The sequence below is a fragment of the Peptostreptococcus sp. genome, assembly GCF_977045075.1.
The window spans coordinates 1-10,483 of the sequence record NZ_CDRRTB010000063.1 but is presented as its reverse complement, the minus strand read 5'-3'; the positions used below and the strand labels follow the sequence as shown (position 1 = coordinate 10,483).

General features: G+C 38.3%; 10 protein-coding genes. All 10 read right to left on the bottom strand.

The features are described 5' to 3' along the window. Positions 1–367 precede the first annotated feature (367 nt). The 10 genes from ACW6OJ_RS05990 to ACW6OJ_RS05945 all read right to left on the bottom strand — a co-directional run bounded on the left by ACW6OJ_RS05990 (position 368) and on the right by ACW6OJ_RS05945 (position 10,135). On the bottom strand, positions 368–1,147 hold the full coding sequence (locus ACW6OJ_RS05990) for a phosphatidate cytidylyltransferase (RefSeq protein ID WP_455105326.1): 780 nt from the start codon (positions 1,145–1,147) through the stop codon (positions 368–370). A gap of 10 nt (positions 1,148–1,157) precedes the next feature. Then, positions 1,158–1,889: an isoprenyl transferase gene (locus ACW6OJ_RS05985; RefSeq protein ID WP_455105325.1), complete on the bottom strand. Its 732-nt coding sequence runs from the start codon at positions 1,887–1,889 to the stop codon at positions 1,158–1,160. Position 1,890: 1 nt separating this feature from the next. Continuing rightward, a complete protein-coding gene (gene frr, locus ACW6OJ_RS05980; RefSeq protein ID WP_293432582.1) occupies positions 1,891–2,448 on the bottom strand; it encodes a ribosome recycling factor in 558 nt (185 codons plus the stop codon). Between the two features lie 79 nt (positions 2,449–2,527). Next, positions 2,528–3,235: a UMP kinase gene (gene pyrH / locus ACW6OJ_RS05975; protein WP_455105324.1), complete on the bottom strand. Its 708-nt coding sequence runs from the start codon at positions 3,233–3,235 to the stop codon at positions 2,528–2,530. A 64-nt stretch (positions 3,236–3,299) separates the two neighbouring features. Continuing rightward, complete coding sequence (gene tsf, locus ACW6OJ_RS05970) at positions 3,300–4,208, bottom strand: translation elongation factor Ts (RefSeq protein WP_314516267.1); 909 nt, start codon at positions 4,206–4,208, stop codon at positions 3,300–3,302. Positions 4,209–4,308: 100 nt separating this feature from the next. Continuing rightward, on the bottom strand, positions 4,309–5,070 hold the full coding sequence (rpsB, locus tag ACW6OJ_RS05965) for a 30S ribosomal protein S2 (protein ID WP_007788290.1): 762 nt from the start codon (positions 5,068–5,070) through the stop codon (positions 4,309–4,311). 179 nt (positions 5,071–5,249) lie between these two features. Then, positions 5,250–6,425: an iron-containing alcohol dehydrogenase gene (locus ACW6OJ_RS05960; RefSeq protein ID WP_293428946.1), complete on the bottom strand. Its 1,176-nt coding sequence runs from the start codon at positions 6,423–6,425 to the stop codon at positions 5,250–5,252. A gap of 86 nt (positions 6,426–6,511) precedes the next feature. Next, the gene (locus tag ACW6OJ_RS05955) at positions 6,512–7,210 is read right to left on the bottom strand and encodes a sugar phosphate nucleotidyltransferase (RefSeq protein WP_456096024.1); all 699 of its coding nucleotides are present in this window, start codon (positions 7,208–7,210) and stop codon (positions 6,512–6,514) included. Positions 7,211–7,227: 17 nt separating this feature from the next. Then, positions 7,228–8,178 (bottom strand): DMT family transporter, encoded by a 951-nt coding sequence (locus tag ACW6OJ_RS05950; protein ID WP_456096023.1) that lies wholly within the window; start codon positions 8,176–8,178, stop codon positions 7,228–7,230. A 67-nt stretch (positions 8,179–8,245) separates the two neighbouring features. Further along, positions 8,246–10,135 carry a winged helix-turn-helix transcriptional regulator gene (locus ACW6OJ_RS05945; RefSeq protein ID WP_456096022.1) on the bottom strand — a complete coding sequence of 630 codons (1,890 nt, stop codon included), beginning with the start codon at positions 10,133–10,135 and terminating at the stop codon, positions 8,246–8,248. Positions 10,136–10,483: the final 348 nt, after the last annotated feature.

The window sequence follows — 10,483 nt, the reverse complement described above, 5'->3', positions numbered from 1 at the left end:
TCTATATTATCTCCATCCTTATTAACTAGGCTCTTGACCTGGCTAGTGCTTGTTTTAGTCCCCTTTGTGTCAGTAGAAGATTTATTGTCCCCACAGCCTGTAAGTGATATTGACATTCCTAGGCATATTGCTAGTAGTGTTAGGTATGATTTTTTCCCAAGCTTTGTTTTTCTTTTCATATTGTCCTCCAAACAAAATACGATGCTTGTAGTGGTCCTTACCATCCAAGCCGGGACCCCCCCTCATATATTGGCTTGTCCAACTAGGGCTGTCCTTATAAAAAAGACCCCCTACCTCATACAAGGCAGAGGGTCATTCAATAGCTATTTGATCACTCTGAATTTATATATTCAATTATATCACAAATTTACTTTAAAAGGTAGACCAATACAAAATAAACATATGGTGCTACCAATAACACACTATCAAACCTGTCCAAAACACCACCGTGTCCTGGAATTAACTTTCCATAATCCTTGATTCCTACATACCTCTTAATTGCTGATGCAATAAGGTCTCCCATCTGGGCAATAATACTACCAAATATTGCTATAATTACCATTATGCCTATTGGAATCTTGAATATTAGGCCGAATACTATACATGCAATAGTTGAGCCAGCAATACCACCAATGCTTCCCTCTATTGTCTTTTTCGGGCTGGTCTTAGGCATTAGCTTGTGCCTACCAAACCTTCTTCCAACAAAGTAGGCGAAGGTATCTGTTAGAAAGGCAATTATAAATACCAACCAAACATATATATGGCCCCTATCAAGTCTTTCAGATATCAAAATTATGTAGTTAAAACAAAAGCATATGTACAGGATTCCAGAGAAGGTCAATGACAGGTCGATGACATCCCTCTTTTGTCTTAACACATATATAATCGCCACCAAGAATAGTATGAACAATATAAAGGCATATGCGCCTGTATCAAATACAAATAGATTAGCTAAGAACATACATGCCACAAATGCATATCCAATCTCATATATTGGACGCTTTTGGATTATATCAAATGCATTATAAAATTCATGTAAGGCTACCCCCATAAGGACTAGACCACCAAGATATAGTGGAAGCCCACCTAACACCACAAGTATTAGGAGTGGTAGCATAATCATTGCGGAAACCAATCTCTTCTTCATGAGTTCACCCCTACTTTATAGCACCAAAACGCCTATCCCTGCTCTGATAAGCAAAAATAGCCTTTTGTAGCTCCTTTTCATCAAAATCAGGCCAGTGGATATCAGTAAAATAAAACTCTGAATAGGCTAGCTCCCACAAGAGGAAGTTGCTTAGTCTCTGCTCTCCACTCGTCCTTACAACTAGGTCTGGATCTGGAGATTCATTAGTCGACAAGTGACTTGATATAAGATTATCGTCAATGTCATCTAATGAAATTTTCCCATCTACTAGGTCCTGACTGATATTCTTAACTGCATTTACCAAGTCATTTCTACCACCGTAATTTAGGGCAAGCGACATTACAAGACCGGTATTATCCTTAGTCTTTTCCTTGGCAAGGGCTAGCTCTTCTATACAGGCCTCAGGTAGCTTGCTAATATCACCTATAGTAAGTATCTTGACATTATTTTTATGCAGTTCTTCTAATTCATTTCTCAGATACTTGACCAAGAGACCCATCAAGGCTGATACCTCTTCCTTTGGACGCTTCCAGTTTTCAGTGGAAAAGGCATAGAGTGTCAGGTACTTCACTCCAAGTCTAGAGCATTCCTTTACTACCTTCCTTATAGTTTCTACACCAACCTTGTGTCCATAGGTTCTAGGCATAAACCTTGACTTGGCCCATCTACCATTACCATCCATAATGATGGCTATATGGGCAGGTACCTTGTCCAAGTTTATATCATAGAATAAATTTTCCATTTTACACTTCCATTATATCTTTTTCTTTATCAGCAGTTATCTGCTCAATTGTCTTGATGTACTTGTCAGTGATCTTCTGAACCTCATCTACTGCCTTCTTTGCGTCGTCTTCAGCTAGTTCTCCTGCCTTTTCCATCTTCTTAATCTTGTCATTAGCATCTCTTCTTTCATTTCTGATTCTTACCTTGAAAGTTTCAGAAGCCTTCGATGCCTTCTTGGCTAGTTCTTTTCTTCTTTCTTCTGTTAGTGGTGGCACTACTAGTCTAATTACAGAACCATCATTAGCTGGTGCTATACCAATATCAGACTCTGATATTGCCTTTTCTATAGTATGAATACTAGACTTATCCCATGGAGTTATTGTAAGTATTCTACCCTCTGATACAGCAATAGCAGCCATCTGGTTTACTGGTGTAGGTGTTCCATAGTAGTCAACCCTTACCTTATCCAACATTGAAGCATTAGCTCTACCAGCCCTGATAGTGCCAAATTCAAACTTTAAGGCCTCTATCGTCTTTTCCATTTGTTCTTCTAATTGAACATGCACATCAAGTCTCATATTTTACCTCCTAATACGCGTATATATGCGCCCAAATTTTAAAATTCTACTTATATATATTATACTACGATTTCACTTACTATTCTACTGTAGTACCTACATCTTCTCCATAAACAACCTTAATTATATTTTCAGTATTTAATTCGAATACCTTAATAGTTATCTTGTTGTCCATGCATAAAGAAGTTGCAGTTGAATCCATTACCTTCAGCTCCCTATTAATAACTTCCATATATGAAAGCTTAGTGAACTTCTTAGCATCAGCGTGCTCCTTTGGATCCTTGTCATATACAGCATCTACGTTCTTAGCAAGAAGGATTACATCTGCCTCCATTTCAGCAGCTCTCAAGGCTGCAGCAGTATCTGTTGAGAAGTATGGGTTACCTGTTCCTGCCCCAAATATAACTACCCTACCCTTTTCAAGGTGTCTGACAGCTCTTCTTCTGATGTATGGTTCTGCTACCTTGTTCATTTCTATACCTGTCTGAACTCTTGTTGGCACGCCAATATTTTCCAGTGAATCCTGTAGGGCCATGGCATTCATAACTGTTGCCAACATACCTATATAGTCAGCAGTCGTCCTGTCCATACCCTGGCTAGTTCTGCCTCTCCAGAAGTTTCCTCCACCTACGACAACGGCTACCTCTACGCCTACATCATTAAGCTTCTTGATACCTAAAGAGATTTCACCTACAACATCGTTGTTTATACCAAATCCAGTCCCTCCAGAAAGGGCTTCCCCACTTATCTTTAGTAATACTCTCTTATACATTGGCTGTTCACTCATTTTTACTCCTCCTAACAATATCTTAAAAAAAAGAGAACACAAGAAGTGTCCTCTTTAATTACAATTACTTCATCTGCTTAGCTACTTCTTCAGCAAAGTTTTCTTCTCTCTTTTCAATACCTTCACCAACTTCGTATCTAACCATATTAGCAACGCTAATATCACTAGCTACTTCCTTAGCAACCTTAGCTATAAGCTTAGATATAGTTAACTCAGAATCCTTTACGAACACCTGGTCTACCAAGCATACTTCCTTTAATTCCTTGTTTAATCTACCAACAACCATCTTTTCAACTATATTAGCTGGCTTTCCTTCATTAAGGGCCTGCTGAGTTAAGACTTCTGTTTCGTGAGCTATGTATTCTGGATCTACATCATCTCTTGAGATGTACTTAGGGTTCATAGCAGCTACCTGCATAGCAATATCCTTACCTAGAGTTAATACTCTTTCATCATTTGAGTCTGTAGCAAGTTCAACTACAACACCAATCTTTCCACCTCCGTGGATATATCCAGCTACCTTACCATTAGTTGCAATTCTTTCAAATCTTCTTACATCTAGCTTTTCACCGATTGTAGCAACCCTATCATTTAATACATCCTTAAGAGCCTTACCTTCCTTGTGGTTTGAAGCAAGAAGTGCCTCAACATCTGCAACGTCTCCTTCTAGTACCATTTCGGCAACATCTGCTACAAAGTCCTTGAAATCCTGGTTCTTTGCAACAAAGTCAGTTTCTGAATTTACTTCTACTATTGCAGCAACAGTGTTGTCAGCATTAGTCTTTATAGTTACTAGACCTTCAGCAGCTACTCTATCAGCCTTCTTAGCAGCCTTAGAAAGACCCTTTTCTCTTAATATATCAACTGCTCTTTCCATATTTCCGTCAGCTTCAGTAAGAGCCTTCTTGCAGTCCATCATACCTGCGCCTGTCGCTTCTCTTAATTCTTTTACCATCTGTGCAGTTACAGCCATTGTAAAATCCTCCTAATAATATAATAATTTTCCTATTGTATTCACAAAATGGTAAGGGCATTGCCCTTACCATAAGCTTTACATATTGAATGTAAGTTGATTACATTTCTTCTGTAGTTTCAGTAGTTTCTTCAGTTTCTTCAACTTCTACAGCTTCAGATTCTTCAGCTACGTCATCAAGACCTTGTCTAGCTTCGATTATGGCACTAGCCATTGCTCCAGTTATTAACTTTACAGCTCTGATAGCATCATCATTTGCTGGGATTGGGTAGTCGATTTCATCTGGGTCACAGTTAGTATCAACTGTTCCTATTACAGGAATACCTAGTCTATGAGCTTCCTGGATAGCTATATTTTCTTTTCTTGGGTCTACTACAAATAGTGCAGCTGGTAGTTCAGGCATATCCTTAACACCACCTAAGAACTTTTCTAGCTTTTCCTTTTCTGCTCTTAGCTTAATTACTTCCTTCTTTGGTAGTACATCAAATGTACCATCTTCTTCCATTGCTTCCAATTCTCTTAACTTCTGGATTCTAGTCTTGATTGTCTTGTGGTTAGTTAGCATACCACCTAGCCATCTTTCATTTACGAAGTACATACCACATCTCTGAGCTTCTTCCTTTATAGCTTCCTGAGCCTGCTTCTTAGTACCAACGAAAAGGATTGGCTTACCAGTTTCTGCTACTTCCTGCATGAACTTGTATGCTTCATCAATCTTCTTTACTGTTTTCTGTAGGTCAATGATATATATTCCATTTCTTTCTGTGAATATAAACTTGGCCATCTTTGGGTTCCATCTTCTAGTCTGGTGACCGAAGTGTACACCAGCTTCTAGCAATTGCTTCATTGAAATTACTGACATTTAATTTTTCCTCCTTGGTTTTTACCTCCAGCACGTTCTACTTCCTAAAAAACCCTATAGGCACCTTTTAAGAATCCCGTTGCTGTGTTTATTTAATTTAGTCTTTAAAATAACCTCTATTATTTTAACATCTATACCTAGACCTGTCAAGCTATTTAGCCATTTTACTCATTCATTTTCTATAAGGCGGCCTGGTATATTTTAACTATGTCCTCCGGCTTTAAATTTACAAAGCCCTGTATGCTTCCACCCTTGACATTGGCAGCATGTTTAGCCATTACTTCAAAGTTTTCATCGTCTATACCTATATCAGTTAGGCTGGCAGGTATATTTAGGTCCTTGCAGAAGAAGTCCTGAGTAAGGTCTATTGCCTTATTTGCTATCTCATACTTATCTAAACTTGGGTCAAGACCCCACACATTAACACCATAATCAACAAAATTATCTAGTGTCTCATCATTTAGGACATACCTCATCCAGTGAGGAGTCAATATAGCAAGTCCCACACCGTGAGTTACATCATAGTAGGCACTTAACTCATGCTCCATAGGATGGACTGACCAGTTGTTAGCTGAACCACCTGAAATCAAACCATTTATAGCCCATGAAGAAGCCCACATCAGGTTGGCCCTGGCCTCATAGTTGTCTGGTTCCTTACAGGCAATAGGTCCATAGTGGAAGCAAGTCTTTAGAATTGCCTCTGCAAACCTAGCCTGAAGATAGCCTCCCTTTACATTTGTAAAGTAATTTTCAAATGTATGACTTATGATATCAGCAGTACCAGCAGCTGTGTGCTTGGCTGGAACTGTAAATGTATACTCTGGATCAAGTATAGAAGACTTTGGTAGGGTAATACCTGGCATACCTGTCCCTAGCTTCTGGTTAGTTGTCATGTTTGATATAACCGCTCCAGCATTCATCTCTGAACCGGTAGCTGATAATGTCAAGACAGTAAAAACTGGGATTGCATCCTTAATTTTTGTCCTGTCTAGAACAAGATCCCAAGGGTCACCATCGTATTTTACGCCGGCAGCTATGACTTTGGAGCAGTCAATTGAACTACCTCCACCAACTGCTAGGACGCCACCAAGCTGGTTTTCCCTACAGAGTTTAATCCCCTCTCTAACTGATTCAATCCTTGGATTTGGGTCTACACCGTCTAGTTCAACAAAATCTATATTATTAGCCTTTAGGTTGGCCACTACGGCATCATAAATACCATTTCTCTTGATACTACCACCACCGTATACTAGCAGTACCTTATCCGTATACTTTATGATATCCTTGCCTAGCTTTTCAACCTGACCCTTACCAAAGTGGATACTTGTATTTAAGTGCATATTGAAATTGTACATAGAAATTCCTCCTTTTATTAATATACAATACCTGATAGACCTTCAATCTTTCTTATCATTATAGGCCTATCAGGTATTTATTTAGTTTATTTGTTATCAGACTGACTGTCTAGGTAGTCTTCAACCTTCTTAAGATCTTCAACATTGTCTATTTCCATCAGGTCATTTTTTTCTAGCTTTTTGATTGTGACATTTAGCTTATCCATATTATCTCTGACTACATCATCCCAGTACTTATTCTGGTAGTCCTCTATTTCCTCAATATTATCTAGTCTTTCCTTGATATATTGACCGTCCTTGTGGTCCCAATAGGACACACCACACATGATATAGCCATCACCGTCACAGATGTCAATGGCCTTAACCCTACCCTTATCATCTACTACGAGCTTCCATTCATTTATGAAGCCCTCCTTGTAACAAGAAAAATAAGTAGACCTGGTCACACTAGTATCTATTATATTATTGTTCATATATATATCCCCTTCTAGGACATATGATCCTGGAAGAAGGTCTCTTACCTTATACATAGAATAAATATTGTTGTAGGTATCAAACTTTTCATTGAATACCAGCTCCACCCCATACTTGTCAACTAAATAGTCGAAGGCATCTTTCTGGTAGCCCACTACTACTATTATATCGTTTATACCCTTATCTTTCAAAAATCTAACTTGTCTCTCAGTCATAGCTTCACCGGCAACTTCAACCAGTGACTTTGGCTTCTTGTCCGTTATGGGCCTAAGTCTAGTCCCCATGCCAGCAGCTAAAATAATTGCTCTCATACTCTTAACTCCTATTGTTATGCTTCAGCCTGGTCCTTGGATACCAATACTGATCCAATAATGATCAATACTGAACAAAATACCAGCCTTAGATTAAATTCTGTTCCCAAGGCTATAATGGATATTATCATGGCCCATATAGAATATGTAATATTAAGGCCCGTTGCCTTAACTGGTCCTATAGAATCTATGGCACTATAATAGCATAGATAGGATGCAGTCCCAATAAAGGCTGTTATAGCTATAAATATCATTAGCTTGGATGAGATTATCTCCGCAGAAAGCGGAGCTCCCTTTATAAATAATACCACAATGATAACATATATAAAAGCAGAAGTCATCTGTCTAATCCATAAAGCCTCTACAGGTGTTATATCATCCTTCATACCATAGGCACAAATTACGCTCTCTAGTGACCATGCAAGTACTGTTACTAGGGCAGCACCGAAGCCTAGGGCAAAATTCTTCACTTCTACTTGACCTGGTGTATATCCCAAAATAATAATTGATAGGATACTCAAAAATAGGCCCAACCAACCCTTTTTGGATAGCTTAATCTTTAGAAATAGATAGCTGAAAAATGCACCTGCAGCAGGATACATGGCAGAAATGGACGCTGTATAGCTGGCTCCAATATTTGTAATAGCAAACATATAGGCCATCATACCTATAGGTCCTCCAAATAGGGCGGCTAAAACCACAAACCTACCACTCTTTGACCATAAAAGCTTTAGTGTATGTATAAAGTCCTTCCTAATAATAGAAAGAAGGGTCATCCAAAAAGCGGATGAAAAGTCATGGAGAAAGGCTCCTACAATTGGTGCTATGGCTATGGCCTGGGCTGTGGATACAAAGGGTGACTTAGCCAAAATCACACCTGTTAATACAGTATCCATTCCCCAAAAAATACCTGATAGGAGGGCCGACGATACCCCAAATTTCAAGTTATTCCTATAATTCTTAATCATTATATCCTCCGAACACATAAAATACTCATCTCTATCTCTTCTAGCAAAAACTACATATAGTTAATACTTAAGACTGCATATATATCTCATAGAATTTTTCTATATTCTGTTTGGCCCTTTCATACCTCATTGGACCGTAGTCACCAAAGGAAACTCCCTTGGCCTCCTTGTAGACTGTCCATATTGACCACAAAAAGTCTTGACATATCTTAAATAGGAGAATTTTCTCCTCTTGGACTGGGCTAGGCTTGTCTGACCCCTTCTTCAAATCATAGTCTATACTGAAATACTTGTTCTTAAATAGGTCTTCCTCGTCCCTATTGAAGTCACATTCTATAATATGTCCAGCTATATCCCACATTGGGTCATTCATACCAGAATACTCCCAGTCAATAAGATAGTTTTTGTCTGACCCCTTGATAAAGTTCTCAGGAACTGTATCGTTATGGCAGGTATATAGGTCCTTACCCATTTCATCTAATACTGCTTCTAGGGCCATAACCTTCTTCCTTATAATCGGGTACTCATCATCGTAGTAGGAACCCTTGACCTCCTCAACTAGCCCCTCGTACTTCTCTATCTCCCTAAATACATTGAATTCATTATCAAAATCTACACACGAGAAATGTAGCTTCTTTAGTAGATGGGCTACTATTTCCATATTTTCTTCCTTCTTGGCTGTTGTAGGGTTTAGGGTTTCTGCACTTTCAATGAGCTTACTTACCTTGGTACCTGTTTCCTCATTAAAGTATAGGATTTCTGTATTCAAGCCAAGTATGCCCGCTATAATAGAGTTTGACTTTTCATTTATCCTACTAATCATACTCTTGGTACCAGCACCAGCTACCCTAAGTATGTAGGCCTGACCATCTATATCAACCTTATAGTTTTTATTGGTCATGCCCCCAGCAGGTTCAATCTTACCTATTTTATCCTCATTAACACCAAGGGCTTGAATTAGCTCATCCTTAATATCTGCAAGCTTCATCTTGTCATCCCTTCTAAGAATACCAGAATATACCTGCCCCTTGGCCTTAGCGAAATTTTCCTTATTATTGATCTCATACCACATAAGGTCATCTAGCTTAATGTAGCCAACCTTGTATTCCCTACCTACATCAATTATAGTATGCTCATAATCCATGTATGGATTCTTATTTCTTTTGTATTGGTCTAACATCTTATCGTAGAAGGAACTTGATATTTTAGCTAAGCCAACCAATTCCCCGTCCACCCTATTAAATTGGTGGATATCCTTAGATAACTTGTAAACCCAACCATCTCTTAACTCAACTAAGGTTTCATTTCCAGAACCCGACTCAGACGTGATCAGCATAGTGGTTTGGTCTGGACTCGCCAAAAGACTCTTTATAGCCCTTTCCTCAAATATCAAGTTATCTGACATTAGGATGAAGTTACCCCTAATATAATCCTTACATAAGGACAAGGAATACATACTCCCCCTGTACTTGTGCTTGTCATTTTCCACTAGTCTTATCTTTGGATTAGAAAGGGCTAATTCCCTATAGTAGTCAGACTTGTAGCCAGCTACCACTATTATCTCCTCAAGGTCTAGGTTCTCTAGGAGCTTAAGTATCCTCCTTACCACAGTTTCCTCGCCTATCTTTAGGAAGCCTGTAGGTTTACCGAAGTCACCAATTGCCCTATCAGCTAATATTACTGCCTGAGACAAGCCTTCTTGGTCTTTTTTTGACTCCAAGTTAATCCTTCTGTTTTGATTTTCAACTATGAAGTTCTCAAGCACTTCCATGCCCTGCTTAGTTAGGCTATAGCCTGACTTTGAATTAGGTGCTTTTACTATATAGTTTTCTTCTTCAAGGTTCTTTACAATAGAGTTTACTGCACCAAGCGATATACCAGACTCATCAGCCAGCATCCTCTGTGTCACCTTTTCATTATTATTTATCAACAATAAAATATCATATAATCTACTCATTTTATCAACCCTTCAACAAATTTGTTCATTATATGAACATAAATTAAGTATATTCTTTTCTAGAGAAAATGTCAATATTAAAATGTACAAAAAATGGAAAATAAATCTTAGTTGTCAACACATATGTTACACTTACAAGAGAGTTTTTCAAAATGCCTGCTATTTTATCGAAAATTATAAATGGATAAGTCAAGGAGTAAAGCTTTGCGAACCTTGACTTGGTTCATTTTAATTTTCATAATAGCAGGATGTATTTTTGAAATACTCTTCTACAACTTCATCTGGACTTTTAAATTTTAAACTTGTTTTTGCCGTACTATTATATCTTCTTTCATGCTTTGCCACCTG

Excerpts from the sequence above, each read along its gene's own strand:
- pyrH (WP_455105324.1), bottom strand. The coding sequence starts at position 3,235 with ATGAGTGAACAGCCAATGTATAAGAGAGTATTACTAAAGATAAGTGGG.
- ACW6OJ_RS05950 (WP_456096023.1), bottom strand. The coding sequence starts at position 8,178 with ATGATTAAGAATTATAGGAATAACTTGAAATTTGGGGTATCGTCGGCC.
- ACW6OJ_RS05955 (WP_456096024.1), bottom strand. The coding sequence starts at position 7,210 with ATGAGAGCAATTATTTTAGCTGCTGGCATGGGGACTAGACTTAGGCCC.
- ACW6OJ_RS05945 (WP_456096022.1), bottom strand. The coding sequence starts at position 10,135 with ATGAGTAGATTATATGATATTTTATTGTTGATAAATAATAATGAAAAG.
- ACW6OJ_RS05990 (WP_455105326.1), bottom strand. The coding sequence starts at position 1,147 with ATGAAGAAGAGATTGGTTTCCGCAATGATTATGCTACCACTCCTAATA.
- frr (WP_293432582.1), bottom strand. The coding sequence starts at position 2,448 with ATGAGACTTGATGTGCATGTTCAATTAGAAGAACAAATGGAAAAGACG.
- ACW6OJ_RS05960 (WP_293428946.1), bottom strand. The coding sequence starts at position 6,425 with ATGTACAATTTCAATATGCACTTAAATACAAGTATCCACTTTGGTAAG.
- ACW6OJ_RS05985 (WP_455105325.1), bottom strand. The coding sequence starts at position 1,889 with ATGGAAAATTTATTCTATGATATAAACTTGGACAAGGTACCTGCCCAT.
- rpsB (WP_007788290.1), bottom strand. The coding sequence starts at position 5,070 with ATGTCAGTAATTTCAATGAAGCAATTGCTAGAAGCTGGTGTACACTTC.
- tsf (WP_314516267.1), bottom strand. The coding sequence starts at position 4,208 with ATGGCTGTAACTGCACAGATGGTAAAAGAATTAAGAGAAGCGACAGGC.